A 22,976-nucleotide genomic window follows, 5' to 3' on the forward strand; every position below is an offset into this window, starting at 1 on the left:
GAAATGAATTTAGATATAACCAAAATAACTTCTTGCGGATCTGATTGGGAAACTAATCGGTACACTTTTTTACAAACCTTAAAAAGCTGGAGAAGTGAAATCCATCAAAATAAACTTTATCCGGTAATTGAATATGTTGATCAACTGCAATTAAGATTTAATGATATACTTAATGAAAACATTGAATCAAAATCCTGGTTGGAAAATGAAGTAAGGGGAACTTTTGTAGATAATAAACTTGTGATCCTCGAGAAAGCTCATCAGATAAGCTCACAATTGGATAAGTTAATTGACTTTGTAAAATGGGCATTAAATGAAAATCAGGAAATCCTAAATGAAGCAGGAATAGTTAAACAATTTGTTTGTGAGAATATTGATATATCTGCCTGCTGTAATAAGGATAAATACAGAGGGAAGGGATATATTTTAATTCCGGATAATATATTAAGTGTTTATAAAATATATCTTTATGATCTTTCTATAAACTGGTCTATAAATAATCCTGTTGAATATCTGGAAATGACATTGCTCAGATCTATTCCTGTAAAATTAGTCAGTCAATCACTTGAAGAATTAATGAACGAATTTGTAGAAAACTCCAGAACATTGTTTGATCCGATGATATATGTTTGCAGAACTGAACTTGATTTTCCATTCAAGGAAACAATGTTTCCTGTAATTAAAGAAAAATTATTAGCATCAGTTAACGGATTAGAACCTTATCTTTAACCGGATGTAAGCATAATCAGATCAGATAAAATTTTTCCGGTTTCATCAAGAATAAAATCTTTCTTTTGATTATCAATAACCCGAACTTCGCCATCTAAAAGTTCAATTTCTGTATTTCCGTCTGTTTCATCATTCCTTGCATATTTTCTTTGTTCTTCATTTTCTTTTTCGATCTTTCTTTTATCTTCATTCAAAGAAATTGAAGTTTTAAGTTTATTTTCCTGATATAACTTAATATCCTCTTTCAAATAGTTAAAATCCTGATCATTAGAAATTCTAACATCGTGTTTAATCTTTAATTCGGGGATAAATTTCTTCAGATCTTCAAATTTGTTAAATGAAGCCGGATTAATTTCATCGTAAGGCAAAGCACTTGGTTCAGCGCTTTCACCAAAGTCTTTCGGGTCAATCGCTGAGGGAAAAGTTATGTCAGGAATAACCCCAAGATTCTGAGTACTGGCACCGCTTACTCTATAATATTTTGCGATAGTAATCTTAAGCTGACCAAGGGTATTATTTTTATTTGAAGAAACTCTGTTCAGATCTATAAGATTTTGAACTGTACCTTTACCAAAAGTTTGTTCTCCAATAATAATTCCTCTTTGATAATCCTGAATTGCTCCCGCAAAAATTTCTGAAGCTGAAGCACTAAATCTATTTACAAGCACTGCCAGTGGTCCATCATACACTATTTGTGGATCTGGATCTTTTGCAATATCAATTTTTCCATCTGAATTTTTAACCTGAACCACTGGTCCATCTTTTATAAACAGACCTGTTAACTCAATTGCTTCCTGCAACGAGCCGCCGCCATCTTCTCTCAGGTCAATGATAATTCCTGAAATATTTTCTTTGGATAAAGAGTCGATAAGTTTTCTTACATCACGGGTAGTACTTCTAAAATCTCCGTCTCCTTTTCTTTGAGCTTCAAAATCACTATAGAATTTAGGAATATCAATAACTCCTATTCTAAAAGGTTTATCATCATTAAGGATTTCTAGTACTTTACCTGTAGCTGCCTGATCTTCAAGTTTAATTTTATCCCTAACTAAGGTTATCTCGATAGGTTTGGAATTTAAATCGCTGCCGGCTTTGATAATTTGTAACCTTACCGTTGTACCGGATTTGCCTCGTATTAGCTTTACCGCGTCTGTAATCCGCCATCCTATTATATCTTCAAATTCACCGTCATTGCCTTGTGCAACTCCAATAATTTTATCGTCTGCTTTAAGTAATTTGCTTTTATGTGCAGGACCACCGGGAATAATTTCAACTATCTTCGTATAATCATCTTCAGTTTGTAGCCTTGCACCAATACCCTCAAGTGAAAGACTCATATCGATTTTAAAATTTTCAGAGGAAACTGGTGATAAATAATTTGTATGCGGGTCAATATTTTCTGTAAAAGAATTCATTGCAAATTGAAATACATCTTCCGGTTTGTATTGATTTATAAAATTTGCCAGATTTCTATAACGCTTTCTAAGTGTCTTTTGAATAAACTCCCAATCCTTACCATTTAACTTATATGTAAGTGCATCATTTTTCAGTCGTTTCCTCCATAGCTCATCCAACTCAGATTTATCTTTAGCCCAGTTTGATTTATCACGATTATATTCAAAACTTTCATCGGCAGAATAATCGAATTCAGTATTCAACAGCGAATCAATTATATGCAGTCTCTCGTTGAACCTTTGACGATACAGATTAAATGTTTCAAAGTAAAAATCCAGATTGCCATCAAGCAGATTATCATCTAGTTTATCTTTATAAAAAGTAAGTTTATCTATATCCGATTTTAAAAAATAATTTTTCCCATTATCTAAAACTTTCAGATACCGATCAAAGATCTTTTCAGATAACGAATCATTTATTTCAATTTGTTTGTAATGATAACGCGACAATAGTGAAACAAGTAATTGGCTTTCGATTTTATAATGATTAAGCGGCTGAAGTATTGTAAGTGTATCTCTCGAATCTGTATGTGATATAACACTTCGAGAGCCAGAAATCGAAAAACTTAATGTTAAGATTGTGATTAAACCTAATAATACTATGTTTATTTTTTTCATTAAGTGCTCAGACTAATAAATAAATGTAAAAACTCATCTAACTTGCACAATAAATATACAATTAGTTCAGAAATTTCAAGATATTAAGACTTCTGTGACGAATAATGTGTTCCCTAACAAATAAAGTTTAGTTACAGAAAAATGATTAAAAACTTTTTTAACTTTGATCAGAAGTTTAATAATGGTTTGGTAATGGCAAAAGTAAGAGAAATATTAAGAAGAAAAGCGCAATATACAGACCCGTTAAGTGCATCTGTTGAAGATATATTTTCCGATATTCAAAATAGTATTGAAAATAAAGATGAGGTTGAAGTTATTGAGAAGGACGGGAAAAAGATTTTTGTCTTTAATGATCCGCTTTTTTCACGAGAACCAAGGAGTATAATAAATTATTCTATCTTCAGGGGTAAATGGGAGTTTGAACCTCTTGAGGATATTGACGAGACTGATTCTGATAAATGTGCTATCCAATTTACACCTCTAAATGATTCTGCAAAAATTATCATCGCTTTCAAGTCACTAAAAGACAGAGTAGAGTTTATGAATTCTATTTATGCAAATGAAGAGATGAAACAGATTGGTAGTGGAATGAGTTTTGAAAAGTTAGCTAATTCTAAAGTGTTACAAACTACCGGCGGTTTATTGGGATTAACTGTGGCTGGTTATGGATTATATAAAATGTTTTCGAAAAAAGATGAAGAATAATTTGTAATAACTTTACTCGATTATTACATATCTGTTTACTACAACGTAATTATTTTACCTGATCAGCTACAATTCATCTTTGTAGATTGTTCTGTTGAAAATATAATCGACATTTTTCAGCATATTCTTACTTTCAAAAATTCCAGCTATTTCAGATTCAGATATTACATTTTTTATGTTATCAGATTTTAACAGCTCATCCCTTAGATTCAGTGATTGATCCTGCCATACTTTCATAGCACAATCCTGAACTAATTTATATGCATCTTCTCGTGAAATACCTTTTGAAACAAGTTTTAGAAGTACTGTCTGAGAATAAATTAAACCTCTGGTCAGATTTAAATTCTTAATCATATTTTCAGGATATATGATTAAATTAGAAATTAATCTAATCATCAGATCCAACATATAATCCAGGGCAATACAACTATCCGGAATAATTATTCTTTCAACTGATGAATGTGATATATCGCGTTCGTGCCATAGTGGGATATTTTCCAAAGCCGCTATTGAATTGCTTCTTAGAATTCTAGCTAATCCGGTTATTCTTTCACTAATGATTGGATTACGTTTATGCGGCATAGCTGAAGAACCTTTTTGACCTTTGGAAAAATATTCTTCTGCCTCAAGTACTTCGGTACGTTGCAAATGTCTGATTTCAACCGCTATTTTCTCTAAAGTTGCACCTATAATAGCGATAACAGACATAAACTCAGCATGTCTGTCTCTTTGGATTACTTGTGTTGATATCGGGGCAGGTTTTAAACCCATTTTATTGCAAACATATTCTTCAACCTTGGGTGAAAGATGTTCGAAAGTTCCGACTGCACCGGAAATCTGTCCGACACTTATTGTTTCAACAGCACTGTTTAGTCTTTCAATATTTCTTTTTGTTTCTTCGTACCATAAAGCAAACTTTAATCCCATTGTTGTAGCTTCAGCGTGTATTCCGTGAGATCTGCCGACACAGATAGTATTTTTATGTTCTAATGCTCTTTTCTTTAATGTAGATTTCAAATCAGATAATCTGGTTAATAGTAAATTGCCTGCTACTTTCATTTGATAAGAAAGTGTTGTGTCAAGAATATCGGAAGAAGTCATACCATAGTGAATGTGTCTTGATTCAGGTCCAACATATTCGGCAACATTAGTCAGAAAAGCTATTACATCATGCTTAGTAGTCTCTTCTATTTCCAGAATCCGTTTTACATCAAAGTTAGCTTTAGTTTTAATCACATTAACATCTTCAGCAGGAATTTCGCCCAATTGAGCACGAGCTTCACAAGCATATATTTCAATATTAAGCCAAGTTTCAAATTTAAATTTGTCATCCCATATTTTTCCCATTTCAGGAAGAGTATATCTTTCAATCATTATTTTTTATCCAGTTTCATTTTTTTTGTTAACTCCGAGTTATCTCTGATTATCTTAACAGAAATTTCCTGTCCGGCTCTGAATTCCTGAAACACTCCAAAAATTGTCTGCTCATTATTAATCTTGTAACCTTCAATTTCTACAATAATATCGCCTGTTTTCAATCCTGCTCTATCAGCAGGGGTATTAGCGATAACTTTTGTAATTATTACTCCTTTAGTGTTTTTAAGATCATAATAATTAGCTATGCCTGCATCGATAGATTGAATGCTCATACCTATCTGAAAATCCCTATCAATCTTACCGCTGGTTTTAAGTTCAGTAACAATTCGTTTAACTTTATCTATTGGGATTGCGAATCCAAGTCCAATATTACCTTGATTGCCGCCGGCAGTATAAATTAAAGTATTCATTCCAATTACCTGACCAATTGAATTTACTAATGCACCGCCGCTGTTACCTCCGTTTATTGCAGCATCTGTTTGAATCATATTTAAATAATATCTGTCATTTATCGGCTCAAGGTTCATCCCAATTGCGGAGATAACTCCAAGTGTTACTGTAGGTTTATCGTTTAGTTCAAACAAACCGAAAGGATTACCTAATGCAATAACCCATTCACCGATTATTAAATCGTTTGATGAACCCAATTCGACATAAGGTAAATCTTTTCCATCAATTTTTAGCAGACAAATATCTGAAGTTGGATCGCTGCCTATAATCTCTGCTTTATGATGTGAGCCGTCAGTCATTGTAATTGTAATTTCAGCAGCATTACCTGCTACGTGATCATTTGTAACAATGTAACCATCAGGTGAGATAATATATCCTGAGCCAAGTCCCTGTACCTTTTGATTATAATTACCTCTGTTTCCAAAAAATTGTCTGAAAAATGGGTCATCAAAAAAAGAGCTGAAGGGATCCCTTACCTTCCTAATCTCAATAACATTGATACCAACTATTGCGGGACTAACTTTCTGAACAGTTTCAGTAATAATATTTTTTCTTGAATTAGTTATATCATCGTTAAATTTTCTTGCTAACTCTAAATTTGTTAGAGTAAGATTTCCTTTTTTCTGAATGTTAACAAAATCGTTATTTATTTTTGAATTTAGATAGATGAATGCACCTGATACACCTATTATCAGTGAAATGACTGATGATATGAAGACTTTTTTACTAATCATTTGAATTCTTATTATTTTTTTTAATTATTTCGTTTAATGGACCGATATGTTTGATGAAAACTAAAATTAATGTAACTGAAGATAACATTACTAATTCATTTACATTTTTATCAGTAATTATTGAGTATTCTATATAAAAATTATTACCGATCATTACAGTTACTAATGTTAATATAGTTGCAAAAATATTTGCTATCAAAATATCTTTTTTAATTAAATAAAAAACTAACCAGATAATTATCCATATTATTAATAGTAAAGGTGCCAGCACAAGGCTGCCGCCAGCAGCTGTTGCCAAACCGCGACCACCTTTAAAGTTAAGCCATGGATTAAAACAATGTGCAAATATGGAGAATACAAGTGTTAAACCAGCAAAAGAAAACTTGTAACCAAATAATTGTAAAATAATTAAAACAGGAATAACTCCTTTCAGAAAATCAACAACAAAAACTAAAATACCCAGCATTTTTGAGCCTGATACCTCATAGGAATTCATTGCACCAACATTGCCGGTTCCGCTTTTTGTTACATCAATACCTTTTGCTTTCTTTAGAACAATATATGCTGTAGGAATTGACCCGAATAAATAGCCTAATAGACTGCTGATAAAGTAATCCAACAATAAACCTATAATTGTGTTGTTTAAAGATAATTATTTTTCTGTAGTGAAATAAAGAGGGAAAATAAATCAATAGGAAGCTATATTATGATCTTCACTTATAAGATTACCGGATTTATCTCTTAGGTTACTAATAATGACTTTGTATTTACAGTTTGGAATATGTTTTTCTGTAAATAAAACAACCGCTGAATCACCGGGTACAACTCCAATTTTGAAAATTCTAACGGGAGTATTATCATCTCTAAAAATAGTGTAATTGGAAATATCAAAAATACCATCTCTGGACATCGGCTCACTGAACCTAAGCAAAACTTTTGAAGTATCAGCAACAGACTGGGGATAAACCTCGCAAAAGAATCCGGTTGCAAAAATGATGATAATTAATAAAAGTGTTTTAAGCATTTTGAAATAGTTTTGATATAATATCTCACCACTTGTATGCCAGATTAAAACCTACAGAAAATTTGTTTTAAAATAAATTGAGATAGAAAATTGAGTCTCAAAAAAAGAACAATCAGATAGATGTTTCAAAAGTAGAGAAAGAGAATTGAATATTGAGGCGCCGGTCGGATTCGAACCGACGAATAAAGGTTTTGCAGACCTTCCCCTTAAGCCACTTGGGTACAGCGCCATCATTATAAAAATAAAAATCCACCTAAGTGGATTTTGAGCGGGAAACGGGACTCGAACCCGCGACATCAACCTTGGCAAGGTTGCGCTCTACCAACTGAGCTATTCCCGCAATTAAATTAATCAACAAATCAAAAAACGTGGGCGAAATATAATATCCAGCAGTTTATTTTGCAATATTTTAAAATAAAAGAGCCGCAATAAGCGGCTCTTTCTAAAAATGCAATTAAGAATTACTTCATCAACATCATTTTAATCGCACTAACAGCATATGATGTTTCCAGCTTGCAGATATAAATTCCACTTGGTAATGATGCAGCATCAAAAGTTGCGTTAAATGTTCCCGAAGTCATATACTCATTCTTTAGTACTGAAACTTCTTCACCTAACATATTATAAACTGCCAATTTAACTAATGATGGTTCTGTAATAGAGTATTTAATATTTGTTGTTGGGTTGAAGGGATTTGGATAATTTTGTGCAACTCCAAATATAGTCGGGGCATTAACTTCAACAAATATTTCATCACTGTATTCAAAAGCTCCGCTAAAATCAACCTGTTTTAGTCTGTATGAATAATTTCCGTCAACTAAATCTACATCTGTATATGAATAGTGAGTTCTTTTGGTAGTTGTGCCTGCACCTTGAACTATTCCAATTGTAATAAACTGATCATCAGCAAATTTTCTCTGAATTTCAAATCCATTATTATTTAATTCAGATTCAGTAGTCCAGTTTAGTGTTACTGTGTTTTTGTTAACATTAGCTGTAAAAGCTGAAAGTTCGACCGGAACAACATTGAGATCTTCTACTGCATAATCGTCGATAAACATTTGGCAATTAGCATTATCACCAAAGAAATCACTTGCGTGTAAAGTTTTTGGCGTTACTGTACCATTTGCACCAAGAGACCATTGCCAACTAAGAACTGAATTTCCATTAATTGTTATTATACCAAGATCAGCATCCAGGTCAACATTAACCTCTACAGGAAACCAGGTTGCTATAGGCCAGGTAAAAGTAACTGCTGTAGAAGATCCGCCAAACATTCTGCCATTTCCACCAAGATCAAAATAGCATTCCATTGACCATTTAGTATTATTACCATCAAAAAGAGCAAGTGTATTGAAATATCCTGATTTACCTGCAGGAATATATGCGTAAAAGCTGATTTTATATTTTCCTGTTGAATATGGTGTAGATCCAAAAGTTTTTACCAAATCATTATCCTGAATTATAACTACAGAATTTGGAGAACTGTTTGAATAAGCATTGGAAACTAACGGGTCTTGACCGGCACCACCATCCCAGGTTGTCCAGAATGAAGGGTTCTGAGCAGCTAATCCTGTTCCGGCAGTGTAGGAATCAAAATTATCGGCAAACAGAATTGAAGAAGAAACCGGAGAATCCTCAACAACTCCACGAATATTCCAATTATAATTTAAGCCAAAACCTGATAGATGTTCCCATACTCCAGTATCATTTACCCAATCACCATCCGGGTTTCCCGGTCCTGCATCGCATCCAAAAGGATAATTTGCTCCAGTTGAATCAGCAACTTCTAAACATATCCATAAATCATTACCTGTAATTGGAATATAAGTGCTTAATTCAATTTCGTTCCATCCTGGCATGGTTAAAGATGATAAATTCAAAGGCTGATCCAATAAAAGTGCACCAGGAGCGGATGATGTACCGGTATCATAAATTTTTATTGTTAAACCTGTAGCAGCTTGAGCATAATAAAATTGAACAAATTGCAGTTCACCACTACTTAAAGGACCTAAGATTGCGGTAGTGAATCTTGCGCCGCCAATAAAAGTCGTTCCTCCATCGCCAATTGCATTTGAATTATTGCCATCATAATTAATTGTTACAAGCGTTTCAGATACATTTGGAGATCCGCCCGGCTTTGTGTTCTGAAGAACTGAAAAATTTTGTGCAAAAGAAAAAGCAGAAAAGCATAATAAGAGGAAAAAGGTATTTAACTTTTTCATAAGTACTCCATGGTTATGTTAGTTGATATAGTTATTTAAAAGATTGAAATAGTTTCTTCTAAAAAGATGTAAATTATTTTAATTTCTGATTGATATTAAATAATTTAAAAACAAACATCAAGAATTTTTAAATATTATTTTCTTACTCCATGAATAAATCCCCTATAGGGTAAAGAATGTTGAACAGTAATAAATGCTTTGGGATCTATTGATTCTATCAGCGAGATTACTTTTTTCTGATTTTTTCTCTGAACAATTACAACTAATAAAGATACATCACCGGATACACCTGTAGCAGGAAGCTGAGTAACACCGTATTTTTCTTTTCGCAGAATATCTGCAATTTTTTCAGATGCGATTTTGGAAATGATATTAAGCTGGGCAAATCCTAATCCAATTTTTTGTTCAAGAGTAATTCCAAGAATATTTCCAAGTCCAAATCCAATAGAATAACCAAAGAGATTTAAGACCTGATCAAGATTTTGAAATATATATCTGATTGCAAAAACCCATATTAATACTTCTATTGTACCGGCAAGTCCTGCAAGATATTTACGCCCCTGAACAACAAGTATTGTACGCATTGTACCGATTGAGACATCACAAATACGCATCAGCATTATTAAAAGCGCACCGAAAACTGATTCTAACATTATAACCGTATTATTGTTATTGTATTAAGTTACTTTTACAAAAAGTTTTATCTTTGCTTTGTAAATCTAAAAAAAAACTTGGTTAAAATGTTTAAAGTTCAACGTGAAGAATTAGTAGATGAATTGACAAAAAAAGGAATTTCTGATTTAGCAGTAATTAAAGCAATTGGAAGTGTTGAAAGAGAAAAGTTCATCCCAAAGACTATGCGTCATTTTGCATATAAAGATGTAGCATTGCCGATTGGATATGAACAAACAATATCTCAACCATATACTGTAGCTTTTATGACTCAATTATTGAAAATTAAAAAACCTGGTTTAAAAGTTCTGGAAATTGGAACTGGTTCAGGCTATCAGGCTGCAATTTTGGATGAAATGGGATGTGATGTTTATAGTATTGAAAGGAATATGGATTTACATCATCGGGCTGCGAAACTTTTTGATAAACTGGGAATAAGAGTTCATGCAAAATATGGTGATGGAACGATTGGCTGGACAGAGTTTGCACCTTTTGATGGAATAATTGTTACTGCCGGCTCACCAACCGTACCGCAAAAATTAAAAGATCAGTTAAGTATTGGAGGCAGGATGGTTATTCCTGTTGGTGATCGTGTTTCACAAAAACTATATCTTTTGATAAAAAAATCTGATACCGAATTTGATTCTGAAGTAATTCCTGAATTTGCTTTTGTTCCTTTGATTGGACGAGAAGGTTGGAAAGTGTAATTGTAATAGTTGGACCAACTTGTTCCGGGAAAACTAAATTAAGTTTAAAACTTGCTGAACTAATCAATTCAGAGATAATCTCTGCTGATAGCAGACAGATTTTTAAACTTCTTGATATTGGAACTGCAAAGCCTGCAAGGGTAGAATTAAATAGAGTTAAACATCATTTAATTGATAAAATAAATCCTGATCAGGATTATAATGCAAGCAAATTTGCTGTAGATGCCGTTGAGATAATTAAAAAACTTCTTGAGAGAAAGAAGATTCCAATCGTAGTCGGCGGATCAGGATTATATATAAAAGCATTGATTGATGGAATAGCTGATTCTGCTGATACAAATTCTGAATTGAGAGCAGAATTACTTGCACTTCGAAATAAAAAAGGAAATGAGTATCTGTATAACGAGCTGAAAAAAGTTGATATGGTAAGCGCTGAAAAAATGCTTCCGCAAAACTGGAAAAGAGTAATCCGGGCTATTGAGGTTTTTAAACTTACCGGTAAACCAATCTGGCAGCATTATCAGAGTCAACAAACTGAAAGGGAATTTTCTTTTAATCAAATTGGGTTAAATTGGCAAAGAGAAATTCTTTATAATAATATAGAAACCCGAGTTGATAAAATGATTGAAACCGGATTGATTGATGAAGTTAAAACTGTATTGGATATGGGATATTCAAGAACACTGAATGCATTGAACACTGTTGGCTATAAAGAAATAATAAAATATCTTGACAATCAAATTACTTTTAAAAGAGCTGTTGAGCTTATAAAAAGAAACACAAGACATTATGCTAAAAGGCAGATGACTTGGTTTAAAGCTGACAAAAGAATTAAATGGTTTAATATTAATGATGAAAGTGATTTAAATAATCTTGCTGAAAAAATTGCAAAGGAAGTAAATGAAAGAAAAAATTAAAATTGCATCCGGACAAGGATTTTGGGGAGATCTAATCGATGCGCCGTATCATCAAGTTACAAAAGGCGATATTGATTATCTTGTAATGGACTATCTTGCTGAAGTAACTATGTCAATACTGCAAAAACAGAAGAATAAAAATCCTGAACTTGGTTATGCAAAAGATATTCCCGATTTGATGAAAAGAATTCTTCCGATTATTAAAGAAAATAATATTAAAGTAATAACAAACGGAGGGGGAGTTAATCCTGTTGCATGTGCAAATGCTGTTCTACAAACGGCAAAAAATCTTGGAATAAAAAAACTAAAAATTGGTGTAGTGCTTGGTGATAATATTAAAGATAATCTTGATGAATTAATTAATGAAGGCGCAAAATTAAAAAATATGGAAACAGATGAACCAATTGAATTGGTTAAAGATAAAATTTTAAGTGCAAATGTTTACTTTGGTGCCTTCCCGATCGTAGAAGCACTTGAAAAAGGTGCTGATATTATTATTACCGGAAGAACAACAGATACAGGATTAACTCTTGCTCCGATGATTTATGAATTTGGCTGGAAAAAAACTGACTACGATTTGCTTTCTGCCGGTACTGTTGCCGGGCATATACTGGAATGTGGTGCCCAATCAAGCGGCGGAAATTTTTTAGGTGATTGGCAATCAATACCAAATTTTGCCGAGATTGGATTTCCAATTGCAGAAGCTTATCCCAACGGTAATGTAATTATAACAAAGCATCCGAATACAGGAGGCAGAGTTTCATTTGAAACAGTTGCAGAACAATTACTTTATGAAATAGGTGATCCGAAATCTTATATCACTCCGGATTGTGTTGCTGATTTTACATCTATTAAACTGCAGGATCTGGGAAATGATAAAGTAAAAGTATTTGATGTTAAAGGTTTCCCCGAAACTCAATTCTACAAGGTTTCATGTTCCTATGCTGATGGTTTCAGTGCAATATCTTCGTTAACTTATTCCTGGCCACAGGCACTTACTAAAGCAAAAGCCGCTGATGAAATTTTACGCAAGCGATTAGCTAATCTTAATTTGCAGTTTGATGAAATAAGAACAGAGTTTGTAGGTTACAATTCTACTCACGGACCATTAGCTAAAGAACTTGATGAAGAAGAAATAAATGAAATCGTTTTAAGAATTGGTGTAAGATCGCATGATTACAGCTCTGTAGAAAGATTTGGTAAGGAGATTGCTCCGCTTATTTTAACAGGACCGCCAAGCGTTACCGGTTTTGCCGGAGGAAGGCCTAAGCCTAGCGAAGTTGTTGCTTATTGGCCTGCACTTATTGATAACAAATTTGTAAAACCTATAATCACAATTATGGAGTTATAAATGAGGAAAATTAAGTTGATTGAAATAGCTCATGGAAGAAGCGGCGACAAAGGTGATGCTGCTAATGTAGGTATAATTGCATATGATGATAATGGATATAATTTTATCAATAAATATCTTACTGCAGAAAAAGTTAAAAAACATTTTGAAGGAATATGCTTTGGCAAAGTTGAAAGGTTTGAATTACCAAACCTAAGAGCCTTGAATTTTTTGTTGCACAATACTCTTGGAGGAGGTGGAACAGTTTCACTAAAACACGATGCACAGGGAAAAACTTTAGCAGCAGCTTTACTCAGAATGGAATTAGAAATTGAAAATAATAATTTGGAGATATAATGTACGAAGAAGAGATTAAATCGTTGAATAATTATAAAGTTAGGATAGATAATTTACGGAGCTATCTTTGACGTTGACCGCAAAATAGCTAAGACCGAAGAACTTCATAGAAAAACTGAAGAACCCAATTTCTGGAACGATCAACTGAATGCACAAAAAATTCTTCAGGAGATTAAAACGCTTCAAACCTGGATTGACCTCTGGAAATCAGTTAACAAAAAAGCTGAAGAGGTTGATGAACTTATTCAACTTGCACAGATGGATGATGATGAAACTCTTTACGATGAGGTAAATGCAGAATTAGATAAATTAGATAAGGCAATTGAAGATGCTGAGTTTAAAAATATGCTCAGTGGAAAAGATGATAATAAAAACTGCATATTAACTATTCATTCCGGTGCAGGTGGAACTGAAGCGCAGGATTGGGCTGATATGCTACTGAGGATGTATTTAAGATATGGTGAACAGAATGGATTTAAAATGACTATTCTTGATATGCTGGATGGTGATGGAGCGGGGATTAAATCAGCAACAGTTGAAGTTGAAGGTGAATATGCTTATGGCTATCTTAAAGCTGAAAACGGAGTTCATCGCTTAGTCAGAATTTCTCCATTCGATTCAAATAAAAGGAGACACACTTCTTTTGCTTCTGTATTTGTAATTCCGGAAATTGATGATACAATAGAGATTGATATAAATCCTGCTGATCTTAGAATTGATACTTATCGTTCCGGTGGTAAAGGCGGACAAAATGTAAACAAGGTTGAAACTGCTGTTAGAATTACTCATATCCCGACTGGAATAGTTGCTGCTTGCCAAACTGAACGATCTCAGCTTCAGAACAGAACAAATGCTATGAAACTTTTAAAATCAAGGTTATATCAGTTAGAATTAGATAAGCAAGCCGCTGAACAAGATGAAATTGAAAAGAATAAAATGAAAATTGAATGGGGCAGCCAGATAAGAAGTTATGTTTTTCATCCATACAATTTGGTAAAAGATCACAGAACTGATGAAGAAACTTCTGATGTACAGGGAGTGATGGATGGTGAGCTCGAAAGATTTATTAAAGCTTACTTGTTAAAAAATAATAACCAGTAACTTTTTTACAAAGTTTTATGAAATATACTCTTCTTTTAATATTCATTTTATATGTGATTGTTTTATCACTTTTCTCAAAAGGTAATTTTCCAGATTCTGAATTTAACAACTCATATTTCCCATATCTGTCAGAAAGACCATTAACTGAAGATGGGTTTTATTCATTAAAGATTGCATGGAATATTGGAACAGGGAAGGGAATAACTTATAACTTTAATCAACCGACAACCGGTTTCCAGCCATTATATGTTTTTCTGCTTTCATTATTTGCTTTTATCATCTCTGATTTTGGAGGTGATAAAATTACTTTTTTGCGTTTTGTAATTCTGATCTCAGGTTTTACTGCATTGTTGTTATCATTTTTCATCTATCACTTAACAAAGCAGTTTGAAAGGAAAGAACATCATAATATTCTGTTGATCATAATATTACTGCTGGTTCTTTTTAATTTTAAAATACTTCTTAACCTGTTCAATGGATTGGAAACAGGGATATATTTGACTTTTCTTGTTCTTGCGATGATTCTGACTAAAAAAATTACTGAACAAAAGAAAAATTTAAGTCAGATATCTCTATTTGGATTTGTACTTGGATTAACAGTTTTAGCAAGAATTGATTTTATACTTATTGCTGTATCGGTACTATTTACTTTATTGTTTACCGGAGCTTTAGGCAAAAAAGAATTTGCTCTGATTTTGCTGATATTATTTCTCACTATTCTTCCATGGTTTTGTTTTGTTTTTATTACTCAACAAAGTATAATCCCTTCTTCTGCATCTGTTCAAACAGGATTGATAAGTATAGAGTTTTCATATCGTATTGATCAGTTCTTTTATTCGATATTTAGTAATTATCTACCATGGCTGCATTCTGGTTATACTCAATCGGTAATAATTTATTTCTTTACACTAATCTTCATCGGATATTTGTACAAATACCAAAAAGTATTCGTTAAAAAGTTTTTTGAAATACCGGTTATAAAATTCTGGTCTGTTGCAATCTTTATTATTTCAGTTGTGTACTTACTATTTGCATCGCAACCATATTTCTTTTTCAGATATTTATCTGTCCATATATTGATTGCCATACCATTTTTAGCTTTACTGATTTTAAATTTACTTGAAAACAGAACAACAAAAATCAAATACAGCTTTATAACAATCGTTGTGCTGGTATTCTTCTTAAATACCGGATATTATTTCCATTATCCAAAACAGATAACCAGTTTAGCTTTAAGAACATCTTTTTTAAAAGAAAACAATTTTAATAACGAAAAAGTCGGAATGGCTCAAAGCGGAATATCAGGATTTTTTTTCGATAACGTTATAAATCTTGATGGTAAGGTTAACGACAAAGCATTAAATGCAGTTAAAGGTAATTATTTATATAACTATATTGCTAGCGAGAATATTTCCATACTGATTGAATGGAAGGAGTGGTTTGACGGTATATCTTCATCTGATCTGAAGCAGGATTGGCAAATATTTGATAAGCAAATTAAAGACAATAAAACTTTGGTAATGATAAAAAAATAAAATCTTTTTACTTTGCCTTTAAGTTATACTGATTTGCAAGATTTTTTAATCTTCTTGGATAGTCGGTTTGCATTCCATTTATCCCCGATTTAATCAAGCATTCCATTTCACGTTTATCATTAATTGTACACCCGATAAGAAAATCTATTTTCTGTGTATTCAAAGTTCTATTCAGTTTTAATCTCCTCCTAACATCGTACCAAATAACTCTTCTAAAAGTCATCCAACTAGCAATAGTAATTTGACGCGGTCTCATTATAATTGCAACATTGTTATTATTTTTGGCGGCAACCTTAATTGTGCTGTGTATTTTGGGCATAAAGATAAAACCTGGCGGGATTTCAACATCCAAGCTATAATTTAAGTCCGGGTATTTACTTTTTGCAATTTCCAGTACTTCTGGAAAGAAAGTTTCAACTATAAAGTTAGTCTTCAAATTGAATTCATTCTTATACGTATCTAATTGTTCAAGGATAACTAAAATTAATTCTTTTTCATCTTTAGGAACTTTTATATCAAGAAAGACAAATTGTACTTGGGGTTTCTCTTTAAGCCAGATAATAAACTCTTTTAAAGTCGGGATATGTGCATTGACGGGAAATGATTCACCTTTTTTAATATAGTTAAAATGTTTTCGCATCTCCTGTAAAGTCAACTCTGATGTTTTATTTCTAAATCCACTAAACGGTGCAGGAAAATCAGGTTTGTAAGCTACTTCTGGTTCAAGACCTTTTTCTCTTAATAACGCTACTAAATCATCCGGATTCCAATCATGCCAAAGTATAACCACGTTATCTTTTGTTATACAAATATCAACTTCAAGTGAATTTGCACCTTCTCTGACAGCACGCTCGAAAGAGGGAATAGTATTTTCTGGTTCATTAACCGGAGATCCGCGATGCCCGCAAATCAGAAATAGATTATCTCTATCAACTTTAGAATAACTTATCGGACAAAATCTAAAAAGTTCTTTAAACCATATCAGATATTTTAATAGTCTTCGTTTTAAACTTGCCATAATTATGTTTTATTGTGATTTTGCATTCAAAATTATTGCATTAAAGTATCAGATAAAAATAAATCATTTACATTGTGAAAAAGAAAAAGAAGTTAACCCAGAAAAAGGATCAAACACACAAAGATTTTTTTAATAAAGTTTATAAGATCACAAAAAAGATTCCTTATGGTAAAGTAACAACTTATGGCGACATCGCTGAAGCTTGTGGGATTCGTTCTGCTGCAAGAACAGTTGGCTGGGCATTAAACGGTTGTGCATCTGATATTCCGGCTCACCGTGTTGTCAATCGTTATGGAGCATTAACAGGAAAATTTCATTTTGGAGATCCCAATCTGATGGAAGAACTTTTACGAAGCGAAGGAATTGAGTTTGATGAAAAAGGCTGTGTAAGACTGGATAAGCATCTTTGGAAACCAAAGAAAAAGTGATAATTGATTGATTGCAAATATTTAATTAACTAACTTTTACAGTGTATTATTGTATTTAGATAAACTGATTTAAGACTTTTAACATATCCGTTTTAGATTTTAATAAATTCAATATCTTATCTTTTCAGAGGGGTTCTTATGAAACACATTATTTTTAGTGCGGTTATTAGTATTGCAATAGTATTTAGCTGTTCATTTAATAATGTTGAAGTAATTTCATTTTCACCGCAAGGAAAAATTGAACAACTTTCAAATTTTACTATTGAATTTTCACACGATCTTGCGCCTGCAGAATTGATCGGTCAATGGATTGATACCAAATTTATAGAATTTGAACCGCAGATTAATGGCAAATTTATGTGGTCCTCAGCTAATACATTAGTGTTTTCTGCTGAAAGCCAGCTGAGTCCAATCCAAAAATACACTGCTATTATAACCGATAAGGTATTATTCAATACAAAACTAAACTCAGATTTTAAAAAATTTTCATTTAACACTCCGGATTTTGATGTAAATAAAGTAGAGTATTTCTGGACAAATATTCCTCATCAGGATTATAAACTAAGTGTTCAGGCAAACATTGTTTTTAATTATCCAGTTGATCCAAAAAAATTACAAGGTATGATCGAAGTAAAAAATGATGGACAAGTGATAGATAATTATCAGATAGTTTCTGAACAGATTTCAGATGTCATAGCAGTAAATTTTGGTGAAGTTAAACAGAAAGATAAAAAACAATTATTCAGTATAAAGATTAAAAAAGGTTTGTATTCTGTCTATGGAAAGAAACCCTTAGAGGATGAAAGAACTTTTGACAGTGAATTACCGCCGATTACAAAACTGGTTATTACTGATGTTACCTCAGGATTTTCTGGTGAAACTCCCTGGATAGAGATATATACTACTCAGAAAGTTGAAGAAAATATAAAATCATTTATTGTATTAGAACCTAAAATTGATTTTGATATAATGATTAATGATAACAACATCAGATTGGAATTACTAAAATTTACTCAGCAAAATGTTAGCCTTACAATTAAGTCCGGTATGCCTGGATTATACGGCGGAAAACTCGAAAGTGAATTTAGCCAGGATATTGTTTTAGCTAATGTTACACCTTCACTCAGATTCAATGATCAACATGGGCTGTATCTTTTAAGAGGCGGAAGTCAGAAACTTGTTATAGATGCTGTAAATGTAAAAGAGATGGAAGTAACTTACTTGCAGGTGTTTGATAATAATCTTATACACTTCTTGAATGGCAGCTATTCCGGTAATTATTACGGTGGCGATTATTATTATGACAGCTATTATGATGATAGTTATGATGATGATCAATATGATTATACTGATTACTATTACTCCAGTGGTAACTCATATTCAATTGGAAATTATGGCAAACAAATCTTTACTGAAAAAGTTAAAATAGATAACAAAAATAATCTCCTCACTAAAGTTAATCTTGATATAAAAGAGAAACTTAATAAACAGTTTAAAGGCATCTATGTTATTACAGTAAGGTCAGCTGATAAAAGATATATAAGTGATTCTAAAATAATTTCACTATCAAATCTCGGAATAATTGCAAAAAGTGTCAGCGATGAGATAATTGTATTTGTGAATCAGATTAACACCACAGAAAGTGTAAGCGGCGCCACTGTAAAAATTATTTCAAGAAATAATCAGAAATTATTTGAAGGTATTACTGATAGAAATGGAATTTTAAAATGCAATTTAAAAGATGAATCAATAAAGGGGTTTGAACCTTCTTTAGTTATTGTGGAAAAAGATGATGATTATAATTTCCTGAACTTCAGTAAAACAAAAGTGAATACTTCCAGATTTGATGTTGGCGGTTTATCAACGCCCCAGGCTGATTATAAATTATTTCTATACGGTACTAGAAATCTTTACAGACCTGGCGATGACGTGAATATCTCAGGTATTTTGAGAAATGAAAAATTTGAAATAATTAAAGACTTCCCTTTAATTATTAAGATTATTAATCCCTCGGGAAAAATTTTTGATGAATTTAAAAAAGACATTGATGAGCAGGGTGCCTTTGATCTGAAATTTAATCTGCCTGTATTTGCTCAAACTGGTCAATATGCTGCTGAAGTTTACTCAGGAAGCAAACAATTTATCGAGTCTTATTATTTTAGTACCGAAGAATTTGTTCCGGATAAAATACGTGCTGATGTTAAAACCGATAAACAGAAATATTTACCCAATGGAATAGTTAATTTATCAATTGTGGCAGAATATCTTTATGGCGCAAAAGGTTCTGGATTAGATTACCAGATTTATTACAAGTTCAGTCATCTGCCTTATAAAAGCAAAAATTACCCCGTCTATAGTTTCAGTAGAACATCAATAAAAAATTCTTCTATGAATGATATTAATGTAGAAGGAAAACTTGATGAAGACGGTAAAGCGACTGATAAACTTCAGATACCTGATAAACTAAGCAGCAGCGGATATATAAATACAACTGCTTTTGTAAGTGTTTTTGATCCTACAGGGAGAACCATTAACAGGTCTGTTGATTTTAGTATTTACACCAGAGATTATTTTATTGGTATAAAACCAGGTGGAGATTACTTCAATGTAAATGAAAAAATTAATTTTGATCTTATTGCTGTTAATTCCAATGATCAGATAATTCAAGGTTTTAGTGCTAAAGCAAAACTCTTTAAACTTGAGTGGCAGACAGTATTAAAAAAAGATGGCTCAGGAAAATATTATTATACTTCAGAAGAAAAATATATCAGTGAGTGGGAAAAAGAGATATCAATAAGTGAAAAAACTCAGTTTAGTTTTAAAGTAAGCAAATCCGGAAAGTATGAGTTAAGAGTTTATAAAAAAGATAGCGACGAGTTTGTAGCCCGGAATTTTTATGCCTGGGGATGGGGCAGTTCAACATCAACTTCATTTAAAGTTGATAGAGAAGGCAGAGTTGAAATTACACCCGATAAAAAGGAATATCAGCCCGGTGAAACAGCTAAACTTCTATTTACATGTCCGTTTTCAGGTAAAATGTTAGTAACGCTCGAGAGAAATAATGTTTATTCTTATGAATACGTTGATGTTAAAAATAAATCTGTCGAGTTAAGTGTTAAACTAAAAGATGAATTTATGCCGAATGTGTATGTAACAGCTACACTATTTAAGGAGCATTCATCTGATCAGGAATCACCATTATTTGTTGGTCATGGATTTACTTCTTTAGGTGTAATTAAAAATGAAAATAAAATTGATATTAAGATCAATGCACCTGATAAGATTAAACCAAATGTAACCCAGACTATAACCATAAAGACCAATCAGTCAAAAAAATTGAAAGTAACATTGGCTGCTGTTGATGAAGGTATTTTACAGATAAAAAATTATGAAACTCCGGATCCTTTTGAATTTATGTTTGCAAAAAGACCTCTAGGTGTTTCATCTTATGATCTTTACGAATTGCTGTTACCGGAGTTCAAAAAATCATCATCAACCGGCGGTGACGGAACTGAAAGCCCATTAGAGAAAAGAGTAAATCCGATAACAGTTAAAAGATTTAAACTTCTTTCATACTGGAGCGGAATAAAAACAACAGGTAATGACGGGAATATCAATATTCCTGTTTACATTCCGCAGTTTAACGGAAATGTAAGGCTGATGGTAGTTGCTTATTCTGATCAAAGTTTTGGAAGTGCAGAAAAAAATATGCTTGTTGCTGATGATATAATAATTGAACCGCAGGTTCCGAGAACGTTATCACAAAATGATAAACTAAATTCAGTTGTTACTTTACTTAATACAACAGACAATGAAAAGAATATTAAGATAAATCTGAATGTTGAAGGACCATTAAAAATTGATGGTGAATCACAAATGAATGTAAAGATTAAACCAAAGTCTTCTGCATTTGTTTCATTTGGGATTAATGCACAATCCGAAATCGGAGCTGCTAAAATTATCTTTACTGTAACCGGAGATGCAAAAGCTAAAGAAGAAATTGATATTGCTGTTAAACCAATATCTCCTTTGTATGTTGAATCAGGAAACGGAAGTATAAAAGCAGGTGAAACTAAAGTTATAAACATCCCTAAAGATTTTCTTGCCAATACTCAAAATACAATGCTTACTATCAGTAAGTTTCCGGCAATTAAATTTGCTAAACAGTTAAAAGCACTGATTGGCTATCCTTATGGTTGTGCCGAGCAAACTGTCTCGAGACTTTTTCCACAACTGTATTTTGAAGATCTTGCAAAACTTGCTGCGCCGGAATATTACAAAACAACTAATCCTGTTTATTATGTAAAAGAGGGAATTAAGAAAATTGAGTCAATGCAGTTATATGATGGTTCGATAGCGTATTGGCAGGGAGATAATTACTCAAATTGGTGGGCAACTGTTTATGCAGCTCATTTTCTTATCGAAGCCCGTAAAGCCAAGTATAATGTTTCTGAGACTGTCTTAAATAATCTTTTATCGTATATCGGCAAAAAAGCAAAAGAGCCATCAACCTATGATTATGTAACTTATTCAGTTGAAAACAAAAGGACAATAACAAAGATTGCCAGTAAAGAAATACTTTATTCACTTTATGTTCTTGCCCTTGCTAAAAAAGAAGATATCTCTACAATGAACTATTACAAAGCCAGGATGCATCTTCTTTCTGAAGATTCAAAATATTTACTTGCCGGATCTTATGCTGCAATAGGTAAATGGAATTCTTACTATGAAATTATTCCTAATTCATTTCAATCTGTTCATCCTGAAAGAACTATGGGTGGCAGCTTTGATTCTGATGTAAGAGCAAATGCAATTATGTTAAACGTTTTACTGGATACCGAGCCTTCAAATAAACTAGTTCCGACAATAACTAAATATCTGGTAAACAAGATTGATAGAGCATACTCAACACAAGAAAACGCATTTGTATTTTTAGCTCTTGGTAAAGCCGCAAGAAATGTTTCAGCAACTGATATGAAAATTGATGTCATTGTTAATGATAAAGTTATTAAATCTTACACCGGCAGTGATATTAATATAAAAGATGCTGCATTAAACCAGGCTAAGGTTACACTGAAAGCCAGTGGAAAAGGAGAATTATTTTATTTCTGGAGTACTGAAGGGATAAAACTTAATCAAAAAGTAAAAGAAGAAGATTCAAATCTAAGAGTCAGAAGAGAGTATTATAGCTTCAAAACAAAATCTCATATAACAAACAGTAACTTTACACAAGGCGAATTGATAATATGTAAAATTTCTATAACGGGAATTGATAAAAGTGCAGAAAATGTTGTAATAACTGATATAGTTCCGGCAGGATTTGAAATTGATAATCCGAGACTCGGTACAAGCACAAAACTTGATTGGGTATCAAAATTCCCGATGAGAATTAATTCACTTGATATTAGGGATGACCGGTTGATTATCTTCACTAATGCTGAAACAAGATGGACTGAGTATTTCTATTTATTGAGAGCTGTAAGTCAGGGGACTTTTCAGTTACCGGTAATTGGTGCTGAAGCAATGTATGACAGAGATTATCACTCTTATAACGGTGCAGGCACAATTAAAGTTAATGCAAAGAATTAATCAAAT

Annotated in this window: 18 protein-coding genes and 2 tRNA genes; 10 read left to right on the forward strand and 10 right to left on the reverse strand. The window is 32.5% G+C overall.

All coding sequences use genetic code 11. The features are described 5' to 3' along the window. The first annotated feature begins 3 nt into the window (after positions 1 to 3). The gene (locus ROY99_10860; GenBank protein ID MDT3696880.1) at positions 4 to 729 is read left to right on the forward strand and encodes a hypothetical protein; all 726 of its coding nucleotides are present in this window, start codon (positions 4 to 6) and stop codon (positions 727 to 729) included. Here ROY99_10860 and ROY99_10865 read toward each other — a convergent pair. Continuing rightward, positions 726 to 2,801, reverse strand: coding sequence for a carboxy terminal-processing peptidase (locus tag ROY99_10865; GenBank protein MDT3696881.1), 2,076 nt, complete (start codon positions 2,799 to 2,801; stop codon positions 726 to 728). The two genes, ROY99_10860 and ROY99_10865, sit on opposite strands and share 4 nt — an antisense overlap. Positions 2,802 to 2,942: 141 nt before the next feature. Between ROY99_10865 and ROY99_10870 the strand changes: the two genes are divergently transcribed. Further along, a complete protein-coding gene (locus ROY99_10870) occupies positions 2,943 to 3,506 on the forward strand; it encodes a hypothetical protein (protein MDT3696882.1) in 564 nt (187 codons plus the stop codon). Positions 3,507 to 3,572: 66 nt separating this feature from the next. Here ROY99_10870 and purB read toward each other — a convergent pair whose 3' ends face one another. From purB to ROY99_10910, 8 genes are all read right to left on the reverse strand, one after another. Further along, entirely contained in the window at positions 3,573 to 4,880 is a 1,308-nt protein-coding gene (purB, locus tag ROY99_10875) for an adenylosuccinate lyase (GenBank protein MDT3696883.1), read from the reverse strand. Then, a complete protein-coding gene (locus tag ROY99_10880; GenBank protein ID MDT3696884.1) occupies positions 4,880 to 6,067 on the reverse strand; it encodes a trypsin-like peptidase domain-containing protein in 1,188 nt (395 codons plus the stop codon). The genes purB and ROY99_10880 overlap by 1 nt, the downstream gene beginning before the upstream one ends. Then, a complete protein-coding gene (locus tag ROY99_10885; GenBank protein ID MDT3696885.1) occupies positions 6,060 to 6,686 on the reverse strand; it encodes a glycerol-3-phosphate acyltransferase in 627 nt (208 codons plus the stop codon). Before ROY99_10885 ends, ROY99_10880 begins: the two co-directional genes overlap by 8 nt. A gap of 69 nt (positions 6,687 to 6,755) precedes the next feature. Next, positions 6,756 to 7,091, reverse strand: coding sequence for an Ig-like domain-containing protein (locus ROY99_10890; GenBank protein MDT3696886.1), 336 nt, complete (start codon positions 7,089 to 7,091; stop codon positions 6,756 to 6,758). A 155-nt stretch (positions 7,092 to 7,246) separates the two neighbouring features. Next, positions 7,247 to 7,320, reverse strand: a tRNA-Cys gene (locus tag ROY99_10895). A 38-nt stretch (positions 7,321 to 7,358) separates the two neighbouring features. Continuing rightward, positions 7,359 to 7,431: transfer RNA gene (locus tag ROY99_10900), tRNA-Gly, on the reverse strand. A gap of 121 nt (positions 7,432 to 7,552) precedes the next feature. Then, positions 7,553 to 9,316 carry a T9SS type A sorting domain-containing protein gene (locus ROY99_10905; protein MDT3696887.1) on the reverse strand — a complete coding sequence of 588 codons (1,764 nt, stop codon included), beginning with the start codon at positions 9,314 to 9,316 and terminating at the stop codon, positions 7,553 to 7,555. Between the two features lie 134 nt (positions 9,317 to 9,450). Next, positions 9,451 to 9,969, reverse strand: coding sequence for a DUF5698 domain-containing protein (locus tag ROY99_10910; GenBank protein MDT3696888.1), 519 nt, complete (start codon positions 9,967 to 9,969; stop codon positions 9,451 to 9,453). An 87-nt stretch (positions 9,970 to 10,056) separates the two neighbouring features. Here ROY99_10910 and ROY99_10915 point away from each other — a divergent pair, with 87 nt between their 5' ends. From ROY99_10915 to ROY99_10940, 6 genes are all read left to right on the forward strand, one after another. Continuing rightward, positions 10,057 to 10,695: a protein-L-isoaspartate(D-aspartate) O-methyltransferase gene (locus tag ROY99_10915; GenBank protein MDT3696889.1), complete on the forward strand. Its 639-nt coding sequence runs from the start codon at positions 10,057 to 10,059 to the stop codon at positions 10,693 to 10,695. Next, positions 10,683 to 11,612, forward strand: coding sequence for a tRNA (adenosine(37)-N6)-dimethylallyltransferase MiaA (miaA, locus tag ROY99_10920; protein MDT3696890.1), 930 nt, complete (start codon positions 10,683 to 10,685; stop codon positions 11,610 to 11,612). The genes ROY99_10915 and miaA overlap by 13 nt, the downstream gene beginning before the upstream one ends. Further along, positions 11,596 to 12,963, forward strand: coding sequence for an acyclic terpene utilization AtuA family protein (locus tag ROY99_10925; protein MDT3696891.1), 1,368 nt, complete (start codon positions 11,596 to 11,598; stop codon positions 12,961 to 12,963). The genes miaA and ROY99_10925 overlap by 17 nt, the downstream gene beginning before the upstream one ends. Then, the gene (locus ROY99_10930; protein ID MDT3696892.1) at positions 12,964 to 13,299 is read left to right on the forward strand and encodes a hypothetical protein; all 336 of its coding nucleotides are present in this window, start codon (positions 12,964 to 12,966) and stop codon (positions 13,297 to 13,299) included. It begins immediately after the preceding gene. Between the two features lie 63 nt (positions 13,300 to 13,362). Continuing rightward, the gene (prfB, locus tag ROY99_10935) at positions 13,363 to 14,400 is read left to right on the forward strand and encodes a peptide chain release factor 2 (protein ID MDT3696893.1); all 1,038 of its coding nucleotides are present in this window, start codon (positions 13,363 to 13,365) and stop codon (positions 14,398 to 14,400) included. 17 nt (positions 14,401 to 14,417) lie between these two features. After that, the gene (locus ROY99_10940; protein MDT3696894.1) at positions 14,418 to 15,935 is read left to right on the forward strand and encodes a hypothetical protein; all 1,518 of its coding nucleotides are present in this window, start codon (positions 14,418 to 14,420) and stop codon (positions 15,933 to 15,935) included. Between the two features lie 7 nt (positions 15,936 to 15,942). Here ROY99_10940 and ROY99_10945 read toward each other — a convergent pair whose 3' ends face one another. After that, positions 15,943 to 16,953, reverse strand: coding sequence for a glycerophosphodiester phosphodiesterase family protein (locus ROY99_10945; protein MDT3696895.1), 1,011 nt, complete (start codon positions 16,951 to 16,953; stop codon positions 15,943 to 15,945). Positions 16,954 to 17,027: 74 nt separating this feature from the next. Between ROY99_10945 and ROY99_10950 the strand changes: the two genes are divergently transcribed. Together ROY99_10950 and ROY99_10955 are read left to right on the forward strand one after the other, a co-directional pair. Further along, positions 17,028 to 17,381 carry an MGMT family protein gene (locus ROY99_10950; protein ID MDT3696896.1) on the forward strand — a complete coding sequence of 118 codons (354 nt, stop codon included), beginning with the start codon at positions 17,028 to 17,030 and terminating at the stop codon, positions 17,379 to 17,381. A 138-nt stretch (positions 17,382 to 17,519) separates the two neighbouring features. After that, on the forward strand, positions 17,520 to 22,970 hold the full coding sequence (locus ROY99_10955; protein MDT3696897.1) for an MG2 domain-containing protein: 5,451 nt from the start codon (positions 17,520 to 17,522) through the stop codon (positions 22,968 to 22,970). Positions 22,971 to 22,976 lie beyond the last annotated feature (6 nt).

The organism is Ignavibacterium sp. (assembly GCA_032027145.1).
Lineage (GTDB): Bacteria > Bacteroidota > Ignavibacteria > Ignavibacteriales > Ignavibacteriaceae > IGN3.

Bases quoted from the DNA above. Each gene is read 5' to 3' on its own strand.
- ROY99_10930 (MDT3696892.1), top strand. From the start codon at position 12,964: ATGAGGAAAATTAAGTTGATTGAAATAGCTCATGGAAGAAGCGGCGAC.
- ROY99_10865 (MDT3696881.1), bottom strand. From the start codon at position 2,801: ATGAAAAAAATAAACATAGTATTATTAGGTTTAATCACAATCTTAACA.
- ROY99_10940 (MDT3696894.1), top strand. From the start codon at position 14,418: ATGAAATATACTCTTCTTTTAATATTCATTTTATATGTGATTGTTTTA.
- purB (MDT3696883.1), bottom strand. From the start codon at position 4,880: ATGATTGAAAGATATACTCTTCCTGAAATGGGAAAAATATGGGATGAC.
- ROY99_10905 (MDT3696887.1), bottom strand. From the start codon at position 9,316: ATGAAAAAGTTAAATACCTTTTTCCTCTTATTATGCTTTTCTGCTTTT.
- ROY99_10910 (MDT3696888.1), bottom strand. From the start codon at position 9,969: ATGTTAGAATCAGTTTTCGGTGCGCTTTTAATAATGCTGATGCGTATT.
- ROY99_10955 (MDT3696897.1), top strand. From the start codon at position 17,520: ATGAAACACATTATTTTTAGTGCGGTTATTAGTATTGCAATAGTATTT.
- ROY99_10870 (MDT3696882.1), top strand. From the start codon at position 2,943: ATGATTAAAAACTTTTTTAACTTTGATCAGAAGTTTAATAATGGTTTG.
- ROY99_10890 (MDT3696886.1), bottom strand. From the start codon at position 7,091: ATGCTTAAAACACTTTTATTAATTATCATCATTTTTGCAACCGGATTC.
- ROY99_10880 (MDT3696884.1), bottom strand. From the start codon at position 6,067: ATGATTAGTAAAAAAGTCTTCATATCATCAGTCATTTCACTGATAATA.
- ROY99_10925 (MDT3696891.1), top strand. From the start codon at position 11,596: ATGAAAGAAAAAATTAAAATTGCATCCGGACAAGGATTTTGGGGAGAT.
- ROY99_10915 (MDT3696889.1), top strand. From the start codon at position 10,057: ATGTTTAAAGTTCAACGTGAAGAATTAGTAGATGAATTGACAAAAAAA.
- ROY99_10860 (MDT3696880.1), top strand. From the start codon at position 4: ATGAATTTAGATATAACCAAAATAACTTCTTGCGGATCTGATTGGGAA.
- ROY99_10945 (MDT3696895.1), bottom strand. From the start codon at position 16,953: ATGGCAAGTTTAAAACGAAGACTATTAAAATATCTGATATGGTTTAAA.